Below are 26,098 nucleotides of genomic sequence, written 5' to 3' on the forward strand. Positions count from 1 at the left end.
GGAGTTACGTACTGATGTCTAAAAACACGGGATCCGTCGCACCTAAAGAACGCGTCAATATCAAGTATGTCCCCGCGACGAGCAATGAGCAGGCTGAGGTGGAGCTGCCCCACAAGATGCTGGTTCTGGGCGACTTCGGCCTGGATGACAGCCGTGCGCTTGAGGACCGCCAGGTCGTGCGCATTGATAAACACACATTCAACAGCGTGTTGAACGACGCCGACGTGAGCCTGGACGTGTCTGTGCCCTCCAGGCTCAGCACCGCCCCGGATGCCGAGCTGGCGGTGCACCTGGAGTTCAGGTCCATTAACGATTTCGGACCGGACCGGATCGCGCGCCAAGTGCCTGAGCTGAACAAGCTGCTGGAGCTGCGTGAAGCGCTGGTCGCCCTGAAAGGCCCGCTGGGCAACGTCCCGGCCTTCCGCAAGCATCTGCAGCACCTGCTTAACAACGAGCAGGCCCGTAAACAACTCGCCCAAGAACTGGACCTGGTGCTTGAAGCACCCGAGAAAGACTGAGACAACGGAGCGTCCCATGCCTAAGCCAAGCAACACTACCACCACCACAGACGCAACGACCGACACGTTGGGCAGTGCCACCTTGCTGGACCAGATCATGGCAGAAACCAAACTGGTACCTGCTCAAGAGGGCTACTAGGTTGCCAGGCAGGGCGTATCTGCGTTCATTGCCGAAATCCTCAAAAGCAATGACCCGGATCAACTGATCAACAAGCACCGGGCCGACCAGATGATTGCCGAAATCGACCGGTTACTCAGCAAACAGATGGATGTCATTCTGCATCAGCCTGAGTTCCAGCAGCTCGAATCATCATGGCGCAGCCTGAAACTTCTAGTCGACCGCACGGACTTCAGGGAAAACATCAAACTCGAGGTCCTGCATGTCAGTAAAGAGGAGCTTTTGGACGACTTCGAAAATGCTGCGGACATTACCTGCAGCGGTATCTACAAACATGTTTACACCGCAGGTTACGGCCAATTCGGGGGAGAGCCGGTTGCGGCCATGGTTGGCAACTACAACTTCGGCCCCTCTTCCCCTGATATCAAGCTGCTGAGTTACATGGCCTCCGTTGGCGCCATGTCCCATGCGCCATTTCTTGCCGCACCTGCCCCCGAGTTCTTCAACTTGAGCAGTTTCGAGGAGCTGCCCAACCTCAAGGAAATAAAAGACCTCTTCGCCGGCCCACGGCATGCCAAGTGGCGTGCATTTCGTGAAAGCGAAGACGCCCGCCACGTCGCCTTGGCCGGGCCTCGCTTCATGCTTCGCTCCGCTTACCACCCGCAGGAACAACCGATCCAGAGTTTCAACTACGACGAAGACATCGCCGGGCAGCACGACAACTACCTGTGGGGCAATTCTGCGTTTCTGCTAGCCAGCTGCATCAATGACAGCTTCGCCCGCTACCGCTGGTGCCCAAATATCATCGGCCCACAATCGGGCGGTGCCGTCGAAGACTTACCGGTTCACCTGTACGAATCCCTGGGCCAGTTGCAGGCCAAGATTCCTACCGAGGTGCTGATATCCGACCGCAAGGAATTCGAACTGGCCGAAGAGGGCTTCATTGCCCTGACCATGCGCAAAGACAGCGACAACGCCGCGTTCTTCTCGGCCAACTCGGTGCAAAAGCCCAAGAACTTCCCGAAAACCCCCGAGGGGCTGGAGGCTCAGACCAACTACAAGCTGGGCACCCAGTTGCCCTACCTGTTCATCGTCAACCGGCTGGCTCACTACATCAAGGTGTTACAGCGCGAGCAGATCGGTAGCTGGAAGGAGCGCCGTGACCTTGAGTCCGAGTTGAACAAATGGATCAAGCAGTACGTCGCCGACCAGGAGAACCCGTCTGCCGACGTTCGCAGCCGCCGGCCACTGCGAGCCGCCAGAGTCGAGGTCTCGGATGTTGCCGGTGACCCGGGCTGGTACCAGGTTTCGCTCGCCGTGCGCCCGCACTTCAAGTACATGGGCGCGAATTTCGAAATCTCCCTGGTCGGGCGGCTCGATACGCAATGAGTGGTCTTTTTGATCGTTTGATGCGGGATCAGTGTACCAACCGGGAGCCTTTCCGACGGGAGAGCGCGTCCCACAAGTTCGCCGCCATCAAGTGCCACCTCGAAACGCTGCTGAATGCCCGCCAGGGGTGCTCCCAGAGCAGCCCTGAGCTGGGCCTGCGCGACTTCAACGGGCATGACGTGAACAACGGCGACCTGCTTGTACAGGTGAGCGCGGATATCCGGCGCACCCTACAGCGCTTCGAGCCACGCATACAGATACGCACGCTCAAAGCAGTGCCCGATGCCCATACCCCGCTGGAGTTGCATTTCAGGCTGGATTGCCTGGTCCAGGTCAACAACCACGCAGAGCAGCTGCAGCTCGAGCTGCTGGTCAACGGGCACAACCGCTACACCAGAGTGAGGTGACCGATGTCACTGAAAGACAGTTTCAGCGAAGAGCTGCGTTACCTGCACGAACTCGGCAACGACTTCGCCAAAGACAACCCACAACTCGCCCGGTTGCTTGGCAAAGGTGCCAGCGACCCCGACGTCGAACGCCTGATGGAAGCCTTTGCGTTCCTCACCGCCAAGCTACGGCTGAAGCTGGAAGACGACTTGCCAGAGCTGACCCATCCCATGCTGCAGCTGTTGTGGCCGAACTATTTGCGGCCCCTGCCCAGCGCGACAATCATCCAGTTCAGCCCTATCAGGCAATCCCTCAGCCAGTCACAGCGCATCCCAAAAGGGTCGCGGCTGTTCTCGAAACGGGTGGACGGTGTGGCCTGCGAGTTTCGCACCTGCAAAGCGGTCAACATTCATCCGTTCGAGATCGACACGGTGGGCGCCACCCAGACACTTGACAGTTCCGTGGTCTGCATCGGCCTTCAAACACTGGTCGAGCGGCCGTTGAACAGCCTGGGTTGTACCAGCCTCGACTTTTACCTCAGTGGCGATACCCTCACCGCACGCACGCTTTATCTGTGGGTTTCTCAATACCTCAAGCATGTCAGCGTGACCATCAATGGCGAGGTTCGCCGGCTGCCGGCAAACAGCATCGCATTCCCTGGGTTCAGCCCCGACGACGCCTTGCTGCCTTACCCGCAGAACGTCTTTGATGGCTACCGGATCCTGCAGGAATACTTCGCCTTCCCCCAACGTTTCCATTTCTTCAGCGTGACCGGGCTGGAAAAAATCTGGCCAGCTCATGACAGCCCGCAGGTAGGCCTCGAATTTCACTTCACCCGCCAGCTACCCGACACGCTGCGTGTCAGCAGAGCAGATTTCAACCTGTTCTGCGCACCTGCGGTCAACCTGTTCCAGCACAGCGCCGAGCCCATCGACCTGTCCGGCCAGGACGCCCTTGTTCCACTGAAGCCCAAGGGCACAGAGCCGCACGGCTACGAAATCTTCAGTGTCGACCAGGTCATCAGCACCCGAACGACGACTGACGGGAACACCGGTGAGCAGCTGCGAACCTTCCGTCCCTTCGAGTCGTTCGCCCATGAAATCGAGCACGTTCAGGGGCGCACAGCGCTGTACTACCGCTGCCAGCTGGAAGAGTCTCTGCGCGGCGATGGCGTCACGCATCGAATCGCCTTCGTCCGCGCCGACGCCAACAGCTACATAGGCGAACTGGAAACCGCGTCCATCGACCTGACCTGCACCAATCGGGACCTGCCGCTGGCGCTGGGCATTGATGACATCAACGTCCTGACCGAACTGACGCCCCCGCTGGCCACCTACACCAATCTCTGTAAGCCCACCCGCCCCTGTCGGCCGGTGCTGGACGGCCAGTTGCAGTGGGCATTGATCTCCAACATGTCGCTCAACTACCTGTCCCTGCTCTCGGTAGAACCGCTGAAAGCCGTGATCCGCGCCTACGACTTCATGGCCCTGCACGACATCCAGCAGGCCCGCACCACCCGTAAACGCCTGGCCGGCATGCGCGACATTCACACACAGCCCATGGATTGGCTGATCAAGGGGCAGCCCATTCGCGGCCTGCACACACGTCTGAAACTGGACCAGACCGCCTTCCTCTGCGAAGGCGACTTGTACCTGTTCAGTTGCGTGCTCGCCCACTTCTTCGCCCTGTACGCCAGCATCAACTCCTTCCATCAGCTGGAAGTGATCAACACCACCAATAACGAGCACTACACATGGCCAATACAGACCGGCAAGCAACCGCTGATCTAGCCGACAAGCTGCTCTCTGAGGCGCATCAGTACAACTTCTTCCAGTTGCTGGAGCGGCTGCACGGGCTGCATGGCGATGACCTCGAACCCCGTTGGCCGGACGAAGCCACCCGCCGGCGGGTGCGCCTGGCCTGCGACCCACGGCTGAGCTTCCCGGTTTCGGACGTGTACAAAGCCCAGAGGATGCCCGCTGAGCAAGAACGCTACCGCGTCGTTGCCACGTTTCTGGGCTTGCACGGCACCGATTCGCCATTGCCCACCTACTACCTGGAACAGGTGGCCTATGAACATGCGCAGGGCATCGGTGTACGCCCGGCCTTCTTCGACTTTTTCAACCACTACCTGCTCAGCCTGTTGCACCGTATATGGCGCAAGTACCGCTACTACATCCGTTTCCAGCCGGGTGCCAGTGACGGGTTTTCGCAGTATGTGTTTGCCCTGCTGGGGCTTAACGACAAGCAGTTGCGAGGGGACACGGCGCTGCCTTGGAGCCGCCTGCTCAGTTTTGCCGGGGTGATCGCCAGCCGCAGCCGTGCGCCGGGCACTGTGGCCGGCATCATTGCGCACTGCTTCGACCTCAAGCATGTGCAGATCCGCGAGTTCGAGACGCGCTCAGTCACCACCACGTCCAGGCAGCTTGTTAGCCTGGGGCATGCCAACGGCCAGTTGGGCAGCACGTTCATGGTCGGCAGCCGCACGCGCACCCGCAGCAGCAAGTTCACCATCGTGATCAGCGAGCTCGACCAGGCGCAGCTGCGGGACTTGTTGCCCAGCGGCATTAACTTCGGCCGTTTGCGCGCTCTGATCGACTTTCTGCTGCGTGACGGTCTGGCCTACGACCTGGAGCTGCGTTTGAAACAGAACGCGTTGTCACCCTTCTGCTTGCACCGCAGCCAGGGGGCTTACCTGGGCTGGTCCAGCTTCGTCGATGATCGGCATGGCCAGATCAGCCCGATTGTACGCTTTCGGGGGCGTTCATGAACACAGTGACCTTGAGCATCACCAACCTCGACCAACTGCAGCACGACGTTACTGCCCGGCACCGGTTCGATTGCAAGGGCGGCACCATCGGCAGCGAACGGGCAAGCTGGCGGATCAATGACCGTGCCCAGACCGTTGCGCCTCTCCACTGCGAAATCCGCTGGCTCGAAGGCAGCTTCTGCGTGATCGACCACTGCCACCGCACCTACCTGAATGACAGTTCCACCAGCCTGGAAACGCTTGCACCCAGGCGTCTTGTTGAAGGGGACCAGCTTCGCATTGGTGCCTACCGGCTACAGGTTCAGTACGCCCAGGATCAAGCCTGCACACGCTCGCTGGAGGACCTGTTCAACCCGGACCGAAGGGTGCTCGACCGCCTGATAGGCGAAGAGCCTGCCACCCCTTGGACGACAAAGCTTTCTGCCCCTCAACCAGCGGTCGAGATCTGCTCGGTCTTCAAGGCAGCCATGGGCAATGACCCTCTGGCAGCGCTGGACGCAGCGGCTGATGCCGGGGCATTCCGAGAATGTCCACTGCAGCGCCTGATTGCAGGAGAACACCCATGATGCGCCATCCACTACTGATCGCGCCGCTGCTGCTTGCGTTGGTCGGGCTCACCGGCTGCACCTCTTTGAGCAGAGCGAGCCAGGTCGTCATGGACCCTTCGTTGCCCATCGGGCCGCCCAAGGATCATGCGACCCAGGTCGCGTTCAGCATCAATGCCAGCCCTACCCTCAACGGCAATCCGAACAGCCTTGACGTAGCGGACGCACAGGAGCGTGCCCTGGAGCCCAGCCCCTACGCAGTGACCCTGAGTGCCGGCGACCCCTATGCGCTGACCGAAAAAATCGGGACCCTGTTCGAATACCTGCAAGCGCAATTTCCTGCGATGTCCCCCGTCGAAATGCACGACGAAGACGAAAGCGACCCGGCACGCTCGCCCCTGGAAGAAAGCGCCCCCGGCAGCTACGACGACCCTACCGTGGTACTGACATTGCCGCGCACCACAGCCGTTACCTCAGAGCCTGTGGCCACGCCTATTGCCATCAAGATCCTGCAACTGCGCGACGACTCACTGCTGCGCAACACCGTGTACCAGCTGCTGGACCAGGACCCGGCCAAGGCACTGCGCAGTACCTACATCCGTGGTGACGACTACCTGCTGCGCCCTGGCCAGTTCAAGTACATCCCGTTCGAGCCCCTCAACGCCGAAACACGCTACGTCGCGGTGATTGGCGACTACCGAGGCCATGAAAACGCCACATGGCGGCAGGTGCTGCGCATTCCGCCGCGTGGCCGCCAGATCATGCTGTCGGTGTTGGTCAACGACACGCACATCGTGCTCAAGGAAGAAGACTGATGGCGCCGCGACACCCTTTGCCCTTCCTGCTTCCTCACGCTGACACGGAGCGCCCATGAGCTCACGTAATCCCGTTCTCTGGCCCGAAGGCCTGTTCGTCAAACCACAACATTTCCAGCAGGCGGCCAGGGCCAGCGAAGCAGCCCTGCACCAGCGCCTCGCCAGCCTCAATGCAGCCTTCTACGGCTTCAGCGAACTTCAGCTGAACGACGAATACCTGAGCCTTGGCAAGATCGCCATCACCCGGGCGCGGGGCGTCATGCCGGACGGCACGGTGTTCGATATTCCCGCCGACCTGCCGCCACCGCCGCCACTGGAAATCGACGACGACGCCTGCAAAGACAACGAGGTGTATCTGTGCCTGCCGCTGCGCACCAATGGCGGCCGCGAAGTGAGCTGGCCCGACAATGCCGCCAACTTCCGCTACACCGCCCAGGCGCAGGAAATCAAGGATACCCACACCGCTGACGGTGACCTGGTCCAGGTAGACCTTGCCGTGCCCAACCTGCAGCTCAGACGCACCAGCGAAGACAGCAGCGCCTACACCCGCCTGGCCCTGGCACGTATCCTGGAACGACGCCCCGACGGCAGCGTGCAACTGGACGAAGCGTTCTACCCCACCAGCGTGTCGGTGCGGGCGGTGCCGGCACTGCAACGGTTTCTTGACGAAATCACCAACACGTTGCGCGAGCGGGCGCGCGGCCTTGCTACGCGTATAGGTGCCTCGGGCCAGTCCGGTATCGCCGACATCCGCGACTTCAACCTGCTGCAGGCCATGAACCGTTGGTGGCCGTGCTTCCAGCATCTCGCCAGACAAGCGCACACGCACCCTGAGCAGTTGTACCTGTGCATGAGCCAGGCCTGTGGCGAATTCGTCACCTTCACCGACCAGAACAGGCTGCCGCAAGAGTACCCCGCGTACCACCACACTGCACTGCGCGCCTCTTTCAAACCACTGGAAGACACCCTGCGCCGGTCCCTGAGCACCGTGTTGCAGCCACGCGCTGTTTCACTGCCGCTGGAGAGCGAACAATTCGGTGTGATGACGATCACGCTGGCAGATCGCCGGCTGATCGAGGACGCCGACTTCATCCTCGCCGTGCGCGCCGACCTGCCGCCACAGGCGTTGCGCCAGATGTTCGTCCAGAAAGCCAAGATCACCTCACTTGAGTCGCTCAACGACCTGGTGCCTTTGCAACTGCCGGGCATCCCTCTATTGCCATTGCCGGTGGCACCCCGCGACCTGCCCTTCCATGCGGGATTCAGTTACTTCGAGCTGGACCGGCGTGACCCGGCCTGGGCATGCATGGCCAAGGCGAATGGCTTCGGCATCCACATCGCGGGCGATTTCCCAGGGCTTGAACTGCAGTTCTGGGCGATCAGGAGTGAGTGAAATGGGAGAAAACAACAAAACACCCATCGATGAAAAAAACGCTGAAGTCAGCCCGCTTGATCCAACCCTTAAAAAGCCGGCACCCGACGCCCAGGCCACGGCAACCAATGCGCAGGCATCCACGGCAACCCCTGAACCAGAGCCCGCCTCGGAAGGCTACCCCGCCGACCCGGAATTTCAGCTGCGGGGCGGCTTCGCCAACCTGATGCTGGATGCCGCGTCACCGTTGTTCGGCTTGGTCATACGCCTGCGCACGCTGGACGAACTGCCAAACATCAAGGATGTGCACCAGCAAGTACGTAACCAGATCGACAACATTCAGGAAGAAATGCGCCAGCACGGTTACGAGCCCGCTCAGTTGCTGGCGTATTCCTACGGGCTGTGCCTGTTCATAGACGAGGCCGTCATGGAGCGGCCCTGGGGCAAGAGCAGTTGCTGGAGCCAGGAGCCACTACTGAGCATCTTCCACGACGAAACCTGGGGCGGAGAAAAAATCTTCACCGTGATTACCCGCCTGATGCAGGAGCCCACGCGTTATCAGGACGTACTGGAGTTCATGTACTACGCCCTGTGCCTTGGGCTGAAAGGCAAGTATGCGCTCGCGCCAAAAGGCGAAGAAACACTCAACGCACTGATTCACCAACTGCACGGGATCATCCGCGAACTGCGCGGCCCCACGCCAGAAGAAGTCTGCGACCCCTACACCAACGTGGCCCCGCGCAATTTCCGCATGAACCGGCAGTGGCCCTGGTGGAGCCCTTTGGTGATTTCGGCCATCGCCATGGCGGTGGCTTACGGCATCTACAGCTATCGCCTGCACCTGATTACCACCGAGGTACTGGAGTCGCTCAACGGCATCTTGCAGCAGTAGGCCGCCGCCATACGGGCCAAATGAATTTCACGAATTAACGAGGCTTCAAGCCTTGTTGAAAAGCCCATCGTTTCCGATGGCCACGCCACCTGTGGTGCGCGTGTCAATCCACATGGACGCAGGAGAAACTGCCATGCCAACACCCGCTTACATCAAGATCGAAGGCAAGACCCAAGGGAACATCACCGCCGGCGCATTCACCTCCGACTCAGTCGGTAATGTGTTCGTCGAGGGCCATGAGGACGAGATTCTGGTACAGGAGATCAAGCACCAGGTGACTGTTCCTACCGATCCGCAAAGTGGCCAACCTGCTGGCCAAAGGGTGCACAAGCCCTTCATTTTCACCAGTTCACTGAACAAAGCCACACCCCTGATGTACCAGGCGCTGGCCAGCGGCGAAATGCTGCCAGTCGTTGAAGTGAACTGGTACCGCACCTCGGTGGAGGGCAAGCAAGAACACTTCTTCACCACCAAGCTGGAGGACGCCACCATCGTGGACATTAATACCACCCTGCCTCATGCCCAAAATCAGAAAAACGCGGACTACACCCAGTTGATCGAAGTGGCCATGTCATACCGCAAGATTTCCTGGACGCACGTAACGGCGGGTACTGAAGGTTCCGACGATTGGCGCAAACCGATCATCTGATCTAACGGAAATGCCCGGGCAGCCATGATCTGCCTGGGCAGTTCGAAGCCTCAGACGGCGGACAAGGACTGCTTATGCCTAGCCAATCTGATTTGCGATACAGCTTCCAGCCACTCGTTGGAAAAGCTCAATTCGAAGTGGTGTCGTTCAAGCTCAAGGAGGCGCTCAGCCAACCGTTCACGTTGACCCTGGAACTGATCAGCTTCGAGCACGATGTCGACTTCGGCCACCTGCTCGACAAGCCCGTGCTGTTCACCATCTGGGACGGTGAACGCCCCGTCCGCTACGTGCACGGCCTGGTCAGCAGTTTCAGCCAGGGCGAGAGCGGCTTCCACCGCACTTACTATCACGCATTGGTCGAGCCGCAACTGGCCCGCGCCAGACTGCGCTCGAACTGGCGCATCTTCCAGCACAAGACCGCGCCGCAAATTCTCGAACTGATGCTGAAGCGACAAGGCATAACCCAGTATCAATTCGGAACTGGCTTCAACTATCACCCGCGGGAATTCTGCGTACAGGCCGGCGAAACCGATCTCGACTTTTTTGCGCGCATCGCTGCTGAAGAAGGTTTGGTCTATCGGTTCGAGCACACTGAAAAGCATCACAAGCTGATCATCACCGACCGACTGCTGACATTGGGGCACATCGAGTGCACCGCAGCTAAAGCAAAGATCATCGATGAAGGGTTTGCCGATGGCGATGAATCATCCAAACCCTACACAGTGCTGTACCACGCCAACAGAGGCGGCGACCAGCCCCAACCCTGCCTGCGGCGCTTGCGCTACAGCGAACAGGTGCGTCCCGCACGGCAGGTTCAACGCGACTACACCTTCACCCACCCGGCCTACCGCCAGGAACACAGGGCCTCAGGCCCCTATCTGAAGCACCAGTCCGCCGACTATGAGTGCTTCGATTACCCCGGCCGCTACAAACGCGATTCCGTTGGCAAGCCGTTCACCGAAAACCGCATCACCGCCTTGCGCCATGACGTACGCATTGCCGAGGTGCAAGGCGACGATATACGCCTGCAACCGGGCCTGAGCTTCACCCTGACCGGCCACCCGCGCGAAGACCTGAATGTGCATTGGCGGGTAAGCACAGTCAGCCACGAAGGCAGCCAGTTCACCAGCCTGCAGGAAGAAGCTGCCGGGGCTGACCAGAGCACACGATACGAGCAAAAGGCGGTACTGGTGCCGGGCAGAACCGAGTGGCGCCCGGCACCGTTGCCCAAACCACGCGTTGACGGCCCGCACATGGCCACTGTGGTAGGGCCACCCGGTGAAGAGATCTACTGCGACGAATGGGGCCGGGTCAAGGTCAGCTTCCCCTGGGACCGCGAAAGCCAGGACAACGAATTCAGTTCCTGCTGGATTCGGGTATCCCAAGGCTGGGCCGGCGGCAGCTGGGGCTCGATGGCCATCCCGCGCATCGGCCAGGATGTGATCATCCATTACGTCAACGGCGACCCCGATCAGCCGATGATCACCGGCCGTACCTACTGCGGCAACCAGCTGCCGCCGTACGACCTTCCCCGCCACAAGACCTGCATGACCATCAAGAGCCAGACCCACAAGGGCGATGGCTTCAATGAGCTGCGCTTCGAGGACGAACTGGGTCAGGAGGAAGTGTTCATTCATGCCCAGAAGGACCAGAACAATGTGGTCAGGCACGATGAGAGTACGCAGGTAGGCAATGACCGCAAAGAACAGGTCAATAACGACGAATCAATCCTGATCGGCCACGACCGTAATGAAACGGTTGGCAACGATGAGCACGTCACCATCGGGCATGACGCCAGGCTCGACATAGGTCGAAACCACACAATCAAGATCGCCAAGGATCGTGTGGAAACCATCGGCAATCACCGCCACGACCAGATCACAGCCAATCACCACACCCGCATTGGCGGCAACCTTGAGCAGCAGGTCGAAGGGCATGCCGAGCTTGAAGCCCGAGGGGATATCCGCAGACGTACCCGCCGTTATGAACTTCGAGCATCGGAAGCAGTGGTCATCCAAGGCCCTGGGGGCTCCATTCGAATCGATGAAACGGGCATCACACTGGACAGCCCGACGATTCGCATCACCGGCCAGATGCTCAAGTCGGCAGATGGGGCAAGCAACCTCTTTTCCATCAGCGGCGCGCCGGTCAATGGGAAGCCTCTTGAGCGCCAGTGCGGACGCCGCCCCGATGGCACCTGCACTTTGCCCGACTGCCGCTGCATCAGAGGGCCAAGCCAATGAAAGCAGCCCTTTCCAATGCGCTGCCAGACGAGCACTTCGCAAATAACGCTCGGTTCATGTTGCTCTTGACCCTCGTGCTCGAGCACTGGGCCTACCGACCAATACCCCAAGAGGGCGAACTGGTCCCGGCCTATGCCCCTTCGGTACTCGAACTCATCAATGAAATCAGCCGAAATACCCAGCACGCCTGGCTGTGGAGGCGCAGCGCCCTGGACGACCGTCACGACTTTGGGCCATTGCTGGTAGACGTGTCAGAAGCGCCCGAACTGCTTGCCCATGCAATATCGACCTGGATGCCCATTGGCGGTGCCATCGCGCTGGATGCCGAGATCGGCCTTGCCCAGTTGGCAGACCACTTCACCAGCCTTGTGCAGATCGCGCTTCCAGATCAGGGGCTGGCCACTTTCCAGTTCAAACCTGACCACCTTGCGGCTTGGCTGGATGCACTGGATGAAGACCATCGAGCAGCGTGGCTTGGCCCTGTGACGTCGCTGGCCTGGCGAGTCAACTGGGGGCCGGTGCACGCGTGGAAAACGCTCGAGCGCAGCCCGACCAATGCCCGGTCTTATCAGGAACCTGCATTACCCCTTCGCCAGCTTGAACTTGAGCGGCTGCAAGCAGGCATGCACGAGCACTTCGTGCTCACGTTGGCGCATGAGGTATTAGCACTGCCACAGCACGCCACCCACACATTGGCCGACATCCGGCAATGGATCGAACGCCTGCTGCCGCAACTGAAAGCCCTCAACTTTGGCGATGAAGATGTCGCGGGGCAATTCATCAGACTGATTGCCAGGCACATGTGGCTCATGACCGATGACCAGGCGGGGAAGATCTACACCAACCTTGAGGAGTCACCCCAGGGCCGCCTCCGCGAGCTGCACGCACTGATCGAAAGCAAGGAGCCCACCCATGAATGACGCCAGTGTCAGCAGTGCCACCTCCGGCCCTGCCTGCAGCGCTCGCGTGCCGATCCTGCCGGTGCGCTATGCCATCGTGCCACGCACCGGCGAATCCCCCGCCTGCCGCTATGCCAATGCCGGTTTCAACCTGGAACAAGGCTTCGCCCCGCTGCAACACTCTGCCTACACCCTCCGCGCCTTGCGCCCGGGTTATATCTACGTGTTCATGAAAGGCCCGAAGGGCGAAAAGCTGGTCATCCATGAGTACATTGGCGCGGGTCTTTACAAGGAACTGCGTTACAAAGGGCTGGAGAACTACCACCTGCGTGATCGCTATCTCTCCAGCCGGAGCATGGGCTGGGTGTGGGCCGATACCTGCCCCAATATCGCCAAGGAAGTGTGGATCGCTTACAGCCCCCACCTGTGGACCAACGCCGTGACCGCCCGCATCACCGGTTCATCAGCCTTGCGCAAACGGCACATGCGCCAGCTGGACATGGCCGAACTGATCGCCGGCAACCAGGCGCCGTCCACCCAGCCCCATGTGTTGCCGGTCAGTGCCCTGCAAACCTGGGTCGAAGACTTCAAGCCCACAGAGCGGCGCATGCCGTTGACCTGGAGCAGCGACCCGGTCACCGAAACCTTGCCTATCGGCAACCTGGTCGCCGTTGCGCGTCACTACCCCTGGACCCAACCGAAAGTACCGCTGGTGGTAGCACTCGCCGACGCCGAAGGCATGGCTCTGGACCTGAGCCTGTCGGTCTCGGCCTACCAGCATCAAATGCGCGACCTGATGCCCGCCGAGCAACTGGCACATACAAAACCCGCGCAACCTCCCGAGCAAGAACGCGTGCCGGCGTGCTACCGCCTGGATGCCGAGCAGCTGAGCGTGCAAAGCCGCGATTTTCACCATCGCAACCTGGTGGGCATGCTGCTGAACAAGACGCTGGAAAGCATGTACCCGGCCGATGCGCCCTCACCGGAACTGGCTGCGCTCAGGCTTGGCACGGAGCGGCGTGGGCCTGCGCTGTCTGCGGCCGAGTCACATTTCCAGGCCCTCACCCATGAGGATTACTCCCCCAACGGCGCGCGCCTGGCAAAGCGCATCGATATCGCCAAATACCGGCATTTCCTCGCCGAGCGCGATGAACTGGAACGGCGTATTGCAGCCCTGCGCAACCTGGCCTTGCAAGCCAGCAACGATCATGACACCTGGCTGGCCACTGCCGAATCGCAACATATCGACAACCCCTACAGCCTCGCGGCCGCCCTGGCGTGTTACGACCGCGACGAACGCACCTCCGCCCGCGGTCTGGAAATCTCGCTGGCTTTGCTGATTCACCCGATGGGCCAGCCGACACCCGGCACCGAAAATCATGACCGACGCTTCAAACGCCTGGAGCAATGGTTGGACCAGCACGACAGCCCGCTTTACACCGCCTTGGCGCCGTTCAATCCGTTCAAGGACAAGGCGGATTCGACCGGCTCTTTATTCGGTGCCAGCGACAACGTGATCGAAGGATTGGTGGGTCGCTTCCCGGCCATGGCCGACATCACCGACCTTACCGCCCAGGCGGTCAATACCGTAGTGCTCAAGCGCCTGCGTGGCCAGACACGGTGGGATGCCAGTCATGGCCTGCGTCAGCAGGTGCTGTTGGCGGCGCGTGAGGCGAATGCCGAGAAGGCGTTGGGGCTGTTGGCAGCGCGCTATCGAATCACCGAACAGGCCATCACGGACAATCCATTTAGCCAGGAGGTACAGAAGTATTTGAAAAGCGGCATGGCGCAGGTTGAGGAAATGAAACAACTGCGCATCTCGGGTAGCCGGACAATATCGATAGAACTGACCACCACTGCGCGAGTGAAGCCCAACTTTCTCGGGTTGCTCACCTCGGGCGGTGGGGGTGGTTTAAATGCGGGGATGCTGTGGTTTAACGTGATTTCGCTCAAGACGGCCTATAACAGCCTGCAGAAGAGCGATGCACCGGAGTACACCTTGGGGTTTGCTTCATCGATTTTCGGTGTGATCGGTGCAGCGGCGGCGACGATGGTCAGCGTGCGAGCAACGCAGAAGGCCGTGATGTTGAGATTGAGCTCAACGGCGCCGGGAATGGCCTTTGGCAACGGAGTCATCAAGTTCTTAAGTAGCAATCTTTTCGCGCGGTTAGCAGGATATCCTGCAATAGCATTTGGTTTCTTCGCCGACGGCGCTAAGGCGCTGCGACAGTACAGCAGCGGTGATCTACCGGCAGCCGGTTACACTGCGGCAGGTGGATTAACCATGGCCATTGGCTCTGCTGTAACCCTTGAAGCAGCACTCGCCGTTGCGGGCGCTACAACACTAGTACCCTTTGCCGGATGGGCCGCAGCTGCCCTTGTTCTCGCAGGAATAGCCATCATTGCGGGTGGGCTTTACCTACACGCCAAGGCACATGAGCGTCTTCACAGTTCAATAGAACTGTGGGCAGCTCGCAGCATCTTCGGTAACTTTATCAATGACGGAGAGGTGCGCCCTCACATTACCTTAGATCATGAGAAAAAACTTCCCGCCTACGCTTCGGTAGAAGCCGAGGTCAAAGCCTGGCACAACGAACATTACGGGCCAAAACTATTATCCATCGAGCAGGCTCTGTCACTCGGCATAACTAAAGTTGACACCCGATGGCATCAAAATAATCACTGGTCTCCGCCAAACTGGACCGCTATCACCCATAACGAAGTAGCCACACCTCAACCAACTGTTGAGTTCACAGTGCTACTGCCTGGCTTTGTGCTTGGGGTAAGCGAATGGTCAGGGAGCTTGAGCGCCCTCCGTGACAACCAAGGAATGGACGTTTTCCCAATCGCCCCAATTGGTCACATCGTAGGTGCAGGTTTGGTTCTGCATTTCGAGAACACGCTGACCAACCAAAATCATGTCTCACTGCATCTCGCTTACAGCGCCAATCAAGGGTTGGACGAAGGAAATGAGATCCTCGCAACTTTTCGTCTGGAACGCTGACCATGGCAACCATCTGGATATTCAATTCAACGTCAAACTCTGGGCACAAACCTGCAATTGGAGGGCAACTGGCAAGCGTATCCGAGAACACTTTATGCCTGCGAAATCCATGGATAACAGATTCGGTATTTATGGGTAAACTGTACTGCGCAATAACAGTCATATCACTTATCGGATTTTATCCTCAAATACTTCCAATTGTCTTGGACCTCTACAACGAGAGCATTGCATTGATGCTATTATTTTTAATTTTCCCATTCGCCTTCACACCTTTCCTTGCTTATCGAATTTTTTTTATAAAGGGTTTATCAACCATTTGCCTCAACCGCTCAACAAAAAAAATCTACTACCAACGCTTGAGCAAGGTATTCGTCTTTGAGTGGAGTGACACTGGCGGAGGCGTTTTCAAACGCACCGAGTACGGCGGTTCATCCTTCAGCACCAGCTACGCCCTCGCCTTCGCCCCTCGCCGAGCGGATGGCAGCCTCCACCAAAAAGACTGCCTCTGGGTCGACAGCAACGAACCCACCGAGCCCGGGGTCAGACACGTCGCCGAAGTGTGGGAGTACCTCCGCCATTTCATGAACCACGGTCCGGACAAGCTTCCGCCTCCCGGCGAGCCCAATTGGTGGCACAAGCCACTCCACGCCATCTGCCTGACCCCGGCTGAAGCTTGGCGCCACTATGCGCCCTGGCGTACCGGCGAGCCCGGTGAAATGCAGGGTAAAAAGAACTGGCAACTGCCGTTCTGGGCCGTGCTGTTCCCCTACAACCTCACCGTCGCCATCTGCTGGTACGGCATCTGTCGCCTGTTCAATGTTCGCGTCGCGTCACCACCGCCTGAAGCGTTTGAGGAGCGCCCGGCACATTCGGGCAAAAGGAAGCGCGCATGACTAACGCCTCCGTCAGCAATGCCACCTCCGGCCCTGCCTGCAGCGCACGCATCTCTGTAGGTGCTGGCTTAGTTCTGCATTTCGAGAACACGCTAGCCAACCAAAATCATGTCTCACTGCACCTCGCTTACAGTGCCAATCAAGGGTTGGACGAAGACAATGAGATCCTCGCAACTTTTCGTCTGGAACGCTGACCATGGCAACCATCTGGATATTTAACCCAACGTCAGACTCCGGACTCAAACCTGCTATCGGGGGACAACTTCTAAAAGTTTCCGAAAATAATTTATTCCTTCGAAACCCATGGGTTACAGACTCCGTATTCATGGGAAAACTATACTGCGCAATGACGCTCATGCTAACAATCGGCTTTTACCCCTACTTACTCCCAAGCATCTTAGACCTATACACCAAAGACAAATTATTAATGCTTTTGCTTTTTGTAACGCCCTTTCCATTCATTCCTTTCCTAGCTTATCGAATTTACTTCATAAAGAATTTATCAAGTTTCTGCCTCAATCGCTCAACGCAAAAAATCTACTACCGACGTTTGAGCAAGGTATTAGTCTTTGAGTGGAGCAACACCGGAGGTGGTATTTTCAAGCGCACCGAATACGGCGGTTCATCATTCAGCACCAGTTACGCCCTCGCCTTCGCCCCTCGCCGAGAAGACGGCAGCCTTCACCAAAAAGACTGCCTCTGGGTCGATAGTAACGAACCCACCGAACCCGGTGTCAAACACGTCGCCGAGGTGTGGGAATACCTCCGCCATTTCATGGCCCACGGCCCGGACAAACTCCCCCCGCCCGGCGAACCCAACTGGTGGCACAAACCGCTGCACGCCATCTGCCTGACCCCGGCAGAAGCCTGGCAACACTACGCGCCCTGGCGAACCGGCGAGCCCGGTGAAATGCAGGGCAAAAAGAACTGGCAACTGCCGTTCTGGGCCGTGCTGTTCCCCTACAACCTCACGGTTGCCATCTGCTGGTACTTCATCTGCAAACTTTTCAACGTCCGAGCAGCACCACCGCCACCAGAAGCATTTGAGGACGCCCCAGCGCATTCAACCCAAAGGAAGCGTAGATGAACGACGCCTCCGTCAGCAGCGCCACCTCCGGCCCTGCCTGCAGCGCACGCATCCCCATCCTGCCGGTGCGCTATGCCATCGTGCCACGCACCGGCGAATCCCCCGCCTGCCGCTATGCCAGTGCAGGTTTCAACCTGGAACAAGGCTTCGCCCCCCTGCAGCACTCCGCCTACACCCTGCGCGCCTTGCGCCCAGGCTATGTCTACGTGTTCATGAAAGGCCCGAAGGGCGAAAAGCTGGTCATTCATGAGTACATTGGCGCGGGTCTTTACAAGGAACTGGGATACAAAGGGCTGGAGAACTACCACCTGCGTGATCGCTACCTCTCCAGCCGGAGCATGGGTTGGGTGTGGGCCGATACCTGCCCCGATACCGCCAGGGAAGTGTGGATCGGATACAGCCCCCACCTGTGGACCAACGCCGTCACAGCCCGCATCACCGGTTCATCAGCCCTGCGCAAACGGCACATGCGCCAGCTGGACATGGCCGAACTGATCGCCGGCAACCAGGCGCCGTCCACCCAGCCCCATGTGTTGCCGGTCAGTGCCCTGCAAACCTGGGTCGAAGACTTCAAGCCCACAGAGCGGCGCATGCCGCTGACCTGGAGCAGCGACCCGGTCACCGAAACCTTGCCTATCGGCAACCTGATCGCCGTTGCGCGTCACTACCCCTGGACCCAACCGAAAGTACCGGTGGTGGTAGCACTCGCCGACGCCGAAGGCATGGCCCTGGACCTGAGTCTGTCCGTCTCGGCCTACCAGCATCAAATGCGCGACCTGATGCCCGCCGAGCAACTGGCACACACAAAACCCGCGCAACCTCCCGAGCAGGAACGCGTGCCGGCGTGCTACCGCCTGGATGCCGAGCAGCTGAGCGTGCAAAGCCGCGATTTTCACCATCGCAACCTGGTGGGCATGCTGCTGAACAAGACGCTGGAAAGCATGTACCCGGCCGATGCGCCCTCACCGGAACTGGCTGCGCTCAGGCTTGGCACGGAGCGGCGTGGGCCTGCGCTGTCTGCGGCCGAGTCACATTTCCAGGCCCTCACCCATGAGGATTACTCCCCCAACGGCGCGCGCCTGGCAAAGCGCATCGATATCGCCAAATACCGGCATTTCCTCGCCGAGCGCGATGAACTGGAACGGCGTATTGCAGCCCTGCGCAACCTGGCCTTGCAAGCCAGCAACGATCATGACACCTGGCTGGCCACTGCCGAATCGCAACATATCGACAACCCCTACAGCCTCGCGGCCGCCCTGGCGTGTTACGACCGCGACGAACGCACCTCCGCCCGCGGTCTGGAAATCTCGCTGGCTTTGCTGATTCACCCGATGGGCCAGCCGACACCCGGCACCGAAAATCATGACCGACGCTTCAAACGCCTGGAGCAATGGTTGGACCAGCACGACAGCCCGCTTTACACCGCCTTGGCGCCGTTCAATCCGTTCAAGGACAAGGCGGATTCGACCGGCTCTTTATTCGGTGCCAGCGACAACGTGATCGAAGGATTGGTGGGTCGCTTCCCGGCCATGGCCGACATCACCGACCTTACCGCCCAGGCGGTCAATACCGTAGTGCTCAAGCGCCTGCGTGGCCAGACACGGTGGGATGCCAGTCATGGCCTGCGTCAGCAGGTGCTGTTGGCGGCGCGTGAGGCGAATGCCGAGAAGGCGTTGGGGCTGTTGGCAGCGCGCTATCGAATCACCGAACAGGCCATCACGGACAATCCATTTAGCCAGGAGGTACAGAAGTATTTGAAAAGCGGCATGGCGCAGGTTGAGGAGCTGAAAGAGCTGCGCATTTCGGGGAACCGAACGGTCTCGATCGAACTGACCACCACAGCGCGAGTGAAGCCCAACTTTCTCGGGTTGCTCACCTCGGGCGGTGGGGGTGGTCTGAACGCGGGGATGCTGTGGTTTAACGTGATTTCGCTCAAGACGGCCTATAACAGCCTGCAGAAGAGCGATGCACCGGAGTACACCTTGGGGTTTGCTTCATCGATTTTCGGTGTGATCGGTGCAGCGGCGGCGACGATGGTCAGCGTGCGAGCAACGCAGAAGGCCGTGATGTTGAGATTGAGCTCAACGGCGCCGGGAATGGCCTTTGGTAATGGAATCATAAAATTCTTAAGCAGTAATTTGTTTGCGCGTTTAGCCGGCTATCCGGCAATAGCATTCAGTCTTTTTTCAGATTTCTTCAAGGCAAAGCGCCAGCAAGCGAACGGTAATCAAGCAGCTGCCCATTACACGTTGGCTGGTGGTTTAACCATGGCCGTTGGTTCCGTGGTTGTTCTTGAAGCCGGGCTCGCTGTTGCGGGCGCGACAACATTAGTACCTTTTGCCGGATGGGCCGCGGCTGCCCTTGTCCTCGTAGGCGTAGCCATTATTGCAGGAGGCTTGTACCTGCACGCCAAGGCACATGAGCATCTTCACAGCTCAATTGAGCTGTGGGCCGCACGCAGCATCTTCGGTAATCGCATCAATGATGGAGAGGGGCGCCCTGGCATTACATTGGACTATGAGCAGAAACTTCCGGCTCACGCCTCGCTACAAACTGAAATCAAAGCTTGGCACAGCGAGCATTACGGACCAAAACTACTATCGGCCGAACAGGCCCTGTCACTCGGCCTACCTAAAGTTGACACTAAATGGCATCGGAATGATCACTGGTCTCTGCCCAACTGGACTGCTATTACACATAACGAAGTAGCCACACCTCAACCAACTGTTGAGTTCGCGGTACTGCTGCCTGGCTTTGTATTTGGGGTAAGCGAGTGGTCAGGAAGCTTGAGCACTCTCCGTGACGATCAAGGAATGGACGTATTCCCAATCGCCCCAACCGGCCACATCGTAGGTGCAGGTTTGGTTCTGCATTTCGAGAACACGCTAACCAACCAAAATCATGTCTCACTGCATCTCGCTTACAGCGCCAATCAAGGGTTGGACGAAGACAATGAGATCCTCGCAACTTTTCGTCTGGAACGCTGACCATGGCAACCATCTGGATATTCAATTCTACGTCAAACTCTGGGCACAAACCTGCAATTGAAGGGCAACTGGCAAGCGTATCTGAGAACACCTTATGCCTGCGAAATCCATGGGTAACGGACTCTGTTTTTATGGGAAAAATTTATTGCGCAATGATTATCGCATCATTAATAGTTTTCTACCCCTACCTACTATCCAGCGAAGCCTGGAACCCATACACCTTTAGCTATACTTTCATTACCCTCACAGTGCTTGGACCTTTCATTTTCCTACCATTCTTAGCTTATCGAATATATTTCATAAAGCGCTTATCAAGCTTATGTTTCAACCGATCAACTCAGAAGATTTACTATCAGCGGTTGAGTAAGTTATTCGTCTTTGAATGGGCCAACACCGGCGGAGGCATTTTCAAACGCACCGAATACGGCGGCTCATCATTCAGCACGAGCTATGCCCTCGCCTTCGCCCCTCGCCGAGCGGATGGCAGCCTCCACCAAAAAGACTGCCTGTGGGTCGACAGCAACGCCCCCTCCGAACCTGGTGTCAAACACGTCGCTGAAGTCTGGGAATACCTCCGCCATTTCATGGCCCACGGCCCGGACAAGCTGCCCCCGCCCGGCGAACCCAACTGGTGGCACAAACCGCTGCACGCCATCTGCCTGACGCCGGCAGAAGCCTGGCAACACTACGCGCCCTGGCGAACCGGCGAGCCCGGTGAAATGCAGGGCAAAAAGAACTGGCAGCTGCCGTTCTGGGCGGTGCTGTTCCCCTACAACCTCACCGTCGCCATCTGCTGGTACGGCATCTGTCGCCTGTTCAATGTTCGCGTCGCGTCACCACCGCCTGAAGCGTTTGAGGAGCGCCCGGCACATTCGGGCAAAAGGAAGCGAGCATGACTGACGCCTCCATCAGCAGTGCCACCTCCGGCCCTGCCTGCAGCGCACGCATCTCTGTAGGTGCTGGCTTAGTTCTGCATTTCGAGAACACGCTAGCCAACCAAAATCATGTCTCACTGCATCTCGCTTACAGCGCCAATCAAGGGCTGGACGAAGACAATGAGACCCATTCAATTTTCCGCCTAGAGCGCTAAACATGGCAACCATCTGGCTATTCAACTCAACCTCTGATTCGGGGCATAAGCCCGCTATCGCCGGACAGCTATTAAGCTTATCAAGAGATACTTTATGTTTGCGAAACCCTTGGGTAACAGACTCAGTCTTCATGGGAAAGCTGTACTGCGCACTAACTATCGTATTGATGATCGGCTTTTACCCTTACTTACTATCCAGCGAAGCCTGGGCCCCATACATGTTCAGCCCTATCTATATCATCAGCCTAGTAATTGGACCTTTTATATTTCTTCCATTCTTGCTTTACCGAGTGTACTTTATAAAACGCTTATCAAGTTTCTGCCTCAACCGCTCAACCCAAAAAATCTACTACCGACGCTTGAGCAAAGAATTAGTATTTGAATGGAGCAATACCGGAGGTGGCCTTTTCAAACGCACTGAATACGGCGGTTCATCGTTCAGCAGCAGTTACGCCCTCGCATTCGCCCCTCGCCGAGCGGATGGCAGCCTCCACCAAAAAGACTGCCTCTGGGTCGACAGCAACGAACCCACCGAGCCCGGCGTCAAACACGTCGCCGAGGTGTGGGAATACCTGCGCCACTTCATGGCGCACGGCCCGGACAAACTCCCCCCGCCCGGCGAACCCAATTGGTGGCACAAGCCACTCCACGCCATCTGCCTGACGCCGGCAGAAGCCTGGCAACACTACGCGCCCTGGCGAACCGGCGAGCCCGGTGAAATGCAGGGCAAAAAGAACTGGCAACTGCCGTTCTGGGCCGTGCTGTTCCCCTACAACCTCACCGTTGCCATCTGTTGGTACTTCGTCTGCAAACTATTCAATGTCCGAGCAGCACCACCGCCCCCAGCAGCCTTCGAAGAACCCCCCGTTCAACCCCGCAAAAGGAAGCGCAAATGAAACCCATCGTACTGGTAGGCCATCGTCATAGCTGCCCGCTCCATGGCGAAGGCACTGTGGAAACCGGCGCAAGCGCAACATTCGTGGATGGCAGGGCCGTCGCACGCGTGGGCGACCGCATCAGTTGTGGCGCAGTCATCGAAACCGGCGCTGCATGCACGATTATCGAGGGCCAACCCGCAGCGAGGGAGGGAGACACTACCAGCCACGGAGGGGCTCTGATCGAGGGGGACCAGGGTTGGCTCATTGATTGAAGGCAACTACCGGCACTGAGCCGAATGCGGTTAACCCCAGCGTTAAAACCAAACCTCTCCCTTGGTTTTGAAGCCGGTCAATCAATTGATTGGGCCGTTCTTCGGTCCAAATAACGAGGATGCGCTCACAGGTAAACTACCCCATGGTAATTGATGACATTATAATAGCCTCCAGCGTGGGAATATTCTTACACAGAACACTTAGAACTAAACAGCCCACGTTCAACACAGCCCCATGGGTTATCAAGAAAAATCCATCAAATTATTTCACCGCTTGCATTTACGCCCGACAACCACTAACACTTATCTCATCGCCCGATGGAGATAAGCCATGTCCCGCCTCGCCGAATTCCGTGCCCTCGAACGACTGCTTACGGCAAAGCCCGAACTTTCCTTCATTAAAATCGACCCCAACCTCATCCGTGACTTCGAATTTGAAAGCAAACTTCACATGCTGCTTGCCGAATATCAATTCAATCTGTCCCATGTCCTGGCCATCATCGAGATCGAATGCACGACCAACATTGACGAGATCTATCAGCAATGCCGTCCTGTCGCACCGCCCCGACTTTATAGAGCCCGGCGAAGCAAATACTATATAAACCCACACACAGGGCAGGAAGTTGAAGCAAAGAGCACCCTGCACAAAACCGTGCGGTTGTGGATTCAGCAGTACGGCCGGGAGGAGGTCGAAAGCTGGGCAACTGCATGGTCTGAGTACACGCCCAAATCTGACCAGTAGCCCCCTCACCCTGCCAGGCACGACCACCACAGCCTGCCCTTCCCTTCTGGACCTGCGCCCCATCAGGCAACCAGGTTGAACGCCTTCTCTCCTTTATTGGCGTGAATCCCTGCCGCGCCCGCAAGCCAACGCAACCGTTCGGTAACCGAACAGTAGCCCGTCTCTTGAATTGACGCTGCCGCCTTCACTGCTCACCATGCACCGGCCTTGCGTGCCCGTCCTGCCTGGGAGCCGGTCACGTACCCGTAGCACCGCAGCTGAATACAATTTCAAGAAATGAGCAGTCTATGAACCACACCAAGACCACCCCCGCCGCGCCCCGGATGCATCAGGGTTCGATTGGCGACAAGCTTCGCGGCGCCTTCGGCGTCGGCAAGACCCGTTGGGGCATGCTCGCCCTGGTGTTCTTCGCCACCACCCTGAACTACATTGACCGCGCCGCACTTGGCATCATGCAGCCCGTACTGGCCAAGGAGATGAGCTGGACGGCGATGGACTACGCCAACATCAACTTCTGGTTTCAGGTTGGCTACGCCATCGGCTTTCTGCTGCAGGGCCGGCTGATCGACAAGGTTGGCGTAAAACGCGCCTTCTTCTTCGCCGTGCTGCTGTGGAGCCTGGCCACCGGTGCCCATGGCCTGGCCACTTCGGCAGCCGGATTCATGGTCTGCCGTTTCATCCTGGGCCTGACCGAGGCCGCCAACTACCCGGCCTGCGTGAAGACCGTGCGGCTGTGGTTCCCGGCGGGTGAGCGGGCGATCGCTACAGGCCTGTTCAACGCCGGCACCAACGTTGGCGCCATGGTCACCCCGGCCCTGCTGCCGCTGATCCTCGCCGTGTGGGGCTGGCAGGCCGCGTTCATCGCCATGGGCTGCCTGGGCCTGGTGTGGGTGGTGTTGTGGGTATTGAAGTACTACAACCCTGAAGACCACCCCAGCGTGCGCCAGAGCGAGGTGCAGTACATCCAGCAGGATGACGAGCCCGAGCCGACGCGCGTGCCGTTCAGCCGTATCCTGCGCCTGCGTGGCACTTGGGCTTTTGCGGTGGCCTATGCGATTACTGCGCCGGTGTTCTGGTTCTACCTGTACTGGCTGCCGCCGTTTCTCAACCAGCAATACAGCCTGGGCATCAACGTGACCCAGATGGGCATCCCGTTGATCATCATCTGGCTGACTGCGGATTTTGGCAGCATCGGCGGCGGCATCCTGTCGTCCTGGCTGATCGGCCGTGGCGTGCGCGCCACCACCGCGCGGCTGGTATCGATGCTGATCTTTGCCTGCACCATGGTCAGCGTCGTCTTTGCCGCCAACGCCAGTGGCCTGTGGGTTGCAGTGGCGGCCATCTCGCTGGCGGTTGGCGCCCATCAGGCGTGGACGGCGAATATCTGGAGCTTGGTGATGGACTACACACCCAAGCACCTGGTGAGCACGGTATTCGGCTTCGGCAGCATGTGCGCGGCGATTGGCGGGATGTTCATGACGCAGACCGTCGGCAGCGTGCTGACCGCCACCAACAACAACTATGCCGTGTTGTTCACGATGATCCCGGCCATGTATTTCCTGGCGCTGGTGTGGATGTACTTCATGGCACCACGCAAGGTCGAGAGCGCCTGAGGGCGCTAGCCACTTACCTCTACGGGGCCCTTGCGGGCCCTTTTTTTTTCGGTGATCACACGGAGAATGGCACCGGCTCCGCCGGTGTTCGCGGGGCAAGCCCGCTCCCACAGTGACCGCGCTAGCTCTCGGGTGTTGTGCAAGACAGTTGTCACCACAGGTACTGCATAAGCCTGAAGCCTGCTCGGTACCTGTGGAAGCGGGCGTGCCCGCGAAGAATCCAACACGGTGAATGGCACCGGCTCCGCCGGTGTTCGCGGGGCAAGCCCGCTCCCACAGTGACCGCGCTAGCTCTCGGGTGTTGTGCAAGACAGTTGTCACCACAGGTACTGCATAAGCCTGAAGCCTGCTCGGTACCTGTGGAAGCGGGCGTGCCCGCGAAGAATCCAACACGGTGAATGGCACCGGCTCCGCCGGTGTTCGCGGGGCAAGCCCGCTCCCACAATGATCGCGCTAGCTCTCAGGTGTTGTGCAAGACAGTTGTCACCACAAGTACTGCATATGCCTGAAGCCTGCGCGATTACCTGTGGGAGCGGGCGTGCCCGCGAAGAATCCAGCGCGGTGGATGGCACCGGCTTTGCCGGTGTTCGCGGGGCAAGCCCGCTCCTACAGTGATCGCGCTAGCTCTCGGGTGTTGCGCAATACAGTTGTCACCACAGGTACTGCATAAGCCTGAAGCCTGCGCGATTACCTGTGGGAGCGGGTTTACCCGCGAAGAATCCAACACGGTGAATGGCACCGGCTCCGCCGGTGTTCGCGGGGCAAGCCCGCTCCCACAGTGATCGCGCTGGCGTTTAGGCGTTGTGCAAGACAGTTGTCCCCACAGGTACTGCATATGCCTGAAGCCTGCGCGCTTACCTGTGGGAGCGGGTTTACCCGCGAAGAATCCAACACGGTGAATGGCACCGGCTCCGCCGGTGTTCGCGGGGCAAGCC

The 26,098-nt window shown here is 58.7% G+C and carries 22 protein-coding genes and 1 pseudogene; all 23 read left to right on the forward strand.

The window, feature by feature from the left end:
• Positions 1 to 14: 14 nt before the first annotated feature.
• The 23 genes and pseudogenes from tssB (at position 15) to N805_RS11340 (ending at position 25,163) form a co-directional block, all read left to right on the forward strand.
• Positions 15 to 518, forward strand: a complete 504-nt coding sequence (gene tssB / locus N805_RS11230; RefSeq protein ID WP_026034429.1) for a type VI secretion system contractile sheath small subunit — start codon at positions 15 to 17, stop codon at positions 516 to 518.
• 16 nt (positions 519 to 534) lie between these two features.
• A pseudogene (gene tssC / locus N805_RS11235) lies at positions 535 to 2,025 on the forward strand (type VI secretion system contractile sheath large subunit).
• Positions 2,022 to 2,432, forward strand: coding sequence for a type VI secretion system baseplate subunit TssE (gene tssE / locus N805_RS11240; RefSeq protein WP_026034428.1), 411 nt, complete (start codon positions 2,022 to 2,024; stop codon positions 2,430 to 2,432). The pseudogene tssC and the gene tssE overlap by 4 nt, the downstream one beginning before the upstream one ends.
• A 3-nt stretch (positions 2,433 to 2,435) precedes the next feature.
• Positions 2,436 to 4,202, forward strand: a complete 1,767-nt coding sequence (gene tssF / locus N805_RS11245; RefSeq protein ID WP_019471195.1) for a type VI secretion system baseplate subunit TssF — start codon at positions 2,436 to 2,438, stop codon at positions 4,200 to 4,202.
• Positions 4,166 to 5,182 carry a type VI secretion system baseplate subunit TssG gene (tssG, locus tag N805_RS11250; protein ID WP_019471194.1) on the forward strand — a complete coding sequence of 339 codons (1,017 nt, stop codon included), beginning with the start codon at positions 4,166 to 4,168 and terminating at the stop codon, positions 5,180 to 5,182. The genes tssF and tssG overlap by 37 nt, the downstream gene beginning before the upstream one ends.
• A complete protein-coding gene (locus N805_RS11255) occupies positions 5,179 to 5,748 on the forward strand; it encodes an FHA domain-containing protein (RefSeq protein WP_019471193.1) in 570 nt (189 codons plus the stop codon). The genes tssG and N805_RS11255 overlap by 4 nt, the downstream gene beginning before the upstream one ends.
• Positions 5,745 to 6,542: a type VI secretion system lipoprotein TssJ gene (gene tssJ / locus N805_RS11260; protein WP_019471192.1), complete on the forward strand. Its 798-nt coding sequence runs from the start codon at positions 5,745 to 5,747 to the stop codon at positions 6,540 to 6,542. The genes N805_RS11255 and tssJ overlap by 4 nt, the downstream gene beginning before the upstream one ends.
• Before the next feature lie 55 nt (positions 6,543 to 6,597).
• Positions 6,598 to 7,935 carry a type VI secretion system baseplate subunit TssK gene (gene tssK / locus N805_RS11265; protein WP_019471191.1) on the forward strand — a complete coding sequence of 446 codons (1,338 nt, stop codon included), beginning with the start codon at positions 6,598 to 6,600 and terminating at the stop codon, positions 7,933 to 7,935.
• 1 nt (position 7,936) lies between these two features.
• Complete coding sequence (gene icmH, locus N805_RS11270; protein ID WP_019471190.1) at positions 7,937 to 8,806, forward strand: type IVB secretion system protein IcmH/DotU; 870 nt, start codon at positions 7,937 to 7,939, stop codon at positions 8,804 to 8,806.
• A 133-nt stretch (positions 8,807 to 8,939) separates the two neighbouring features.
• A complete protein-coding gene (locus tag N805_RS11275) occupies positions 8,940 to 9,455 on the forward strand; it encodes an Hcp family type VI secretion system effector (RefSeq protein ID WP_019471189.1) in 516 nt (171 codons plus the stop codon).
• 74 nt (positions 9,456 to 9,529) lie between these two features.
• Entirely contained in the window at positions 9,530 to 11,698 is a 2,169-nt protein-coding gene (locus tag N805_RS11280) for a type VI secretion system Vgr family protein (protein ID WP_019471188.1), read from the forward strand.
• Positions 11,695 to 12,618: a DUF4123 domain-containing protein gene (locus N805_RS11285; protein WP_019471187.1), complete on the forward strand. Its 924-nt coding sequence runs from the start codon at positions 11,695 to 11,697 to the stop codon at positions 12,616 to 12,618. The genes N805_RS11280 and N805_RS11285 overlap by 4 nt, the downstream gene beginning before the upstream one ends.
• Positions 12,611 to 15,601: a T6SS effector BTH_I2691 family protein gene (locus N805_RS11290; RefSeq protein WP_028613616.1), complete on the forward strand. Its 2,991-nt coding sequence runs from the start codon at positions 12,611 to 12,613 to the stop codon at positions 15,599 to 15,601. Before N805_RS11285 ends, N805_RS11290 begins: the two co-directional genes overlap by 8 nt.
• 2 nt (positions 15,602 to 15,603) lie before the next feature.
• Positions 15,604 to 16,494, forward strand: a complete 891-nt coding sequence (locus N805_RS11295) for a DUF6708 domain-containing protein (protein ID WP_028613615.1) — start codon at positions 15,604 to 15,606, stop codon at positions 16,492 to 16,494.
• Positions 16,491 to 16,688, forward strand: a complete 198-nt coding sequence (locus N805_RS11300; protein WP_028613614.1) for a hypothetical protein — start codon at positions 16,491 to 16,493, stop codon at positions 16,686 to 16,688. Before N805_RS11295 ends, N805_RS11300 begins: the two co-directional genes overlap by 4 nt.
• A gap of 2 nt (positions 16,689 to 16,690) precedes the next feature.
• Positions 16,691 to 17,581, forward strand: a complete 891-nt coding sequence (locus N805_RS11305) for a DUF6708 domain-containing protein (RefSeq protein WP_033742398.1) — start codon at positions 16,691 to 16,693, stop codon at positions 17,579 to 17,581.
• A complete protein-coding gene (locus N805_RS11310) occupies positions 17,578 to 20,568 on the forward strand; it encodes a T6SS effector BTH_I2691 family protein (protein ID WP_028613612.1) in 2,991 nt (996 codons plus the stop codon). Before N805_RS11305 ends, N805_RS11310 begins: the two co-directional genes overlap by 4 nt.
• A 2-nt stretch (positions 20,569 to 20,570) precedes the next feature.
• The gene (locus N805_RS29800) at positions 20,571 to 21,464 is read left to right on the forward strand and encodes a DUF6708 domain-containing protein (protein ID WP_080956795.1); all 894 of its coding nucleotides are present in this window, start codon (positions 20,571 to 20,573) and stop codon (positions 21,462 to 21,464) included.
• Positions 21,461 to 21,658, forward strand: a complete 198-nt coding sequence (locus N805_RS11320; protein WP_028613610.1) for a hypothetical protein — start codon at positions 21,461 to 21,463, stop codon at positions 21,656 to 21,658. The genes N805_RS29800 and N805_RS11320 overlap by 4 nt, the downstream gene beginning before the upstream one ends.
• Positions 21,659 to 21,660: 2 nt before the next feature.
• A complete protein-coding gene (locus tag N805_RS11325) occupies positions 21,661 to 22,554 on the forward strand; it encodes a hypothetical protein (protein ID WP_028613609.1) in 894 nt (297 codons plus the stop codon).
• Positions 22,551 to 22,808 carry a PAAR domain-containing protein gene (locus N805_RS11330; protein WP_016486118.1) on the forward strand — a complete coding sequence of 86 codons (258 nt, stop codon included), beginning with the start codon at positions 22,551 to 22,553 and terminating at the stop codon, positions 22,806 to 22,808. Before N805_RS11325 ends, N805_RS11330 begins: the two co-directional genes overlap by 4 nt.
• A gap of 331 nt (positions 22,809 to 23,139) precedes the next feature.
• Complete coding sequence (locus tag N805_RS11335; protein ID WP_019473237.1) at positions 23,140 to 23,550, forward strand: histone-like nucleoid-structuring protein, MvaT/MvaU family; 411 nt, start codon at positions 23,140 to 23,142, stop codon at positions 23,548 to 23,550.
• Positions 23,551 to 23,873: 323 nt separating this feature from the next.
• Positions 23,874 to 25,163, forward strand: a complete 1,290-nt coding sequence (locus tag N805_RS11340; protein ID WP_371113241.1) for an MFS transporter — start codon at positions 23,874 to 23,876, stop codon at positions 25,161 to 25,163.
• The last annotated feature ends 935 nt before the right edge of the window (positions 25,164 to 26,098 follow it).

Origin of the sequence: Pseudomonas putida S13.1.2, from assembly GCF_000498395.2 — a bacterium.
GTDB lineage: Bacteria > Pseudomonadota > Gammaproteobacteria > Pseudomonadales > Pseudomonadaceae > Aquipseudomonas > Aquipseudomonas putida_Q.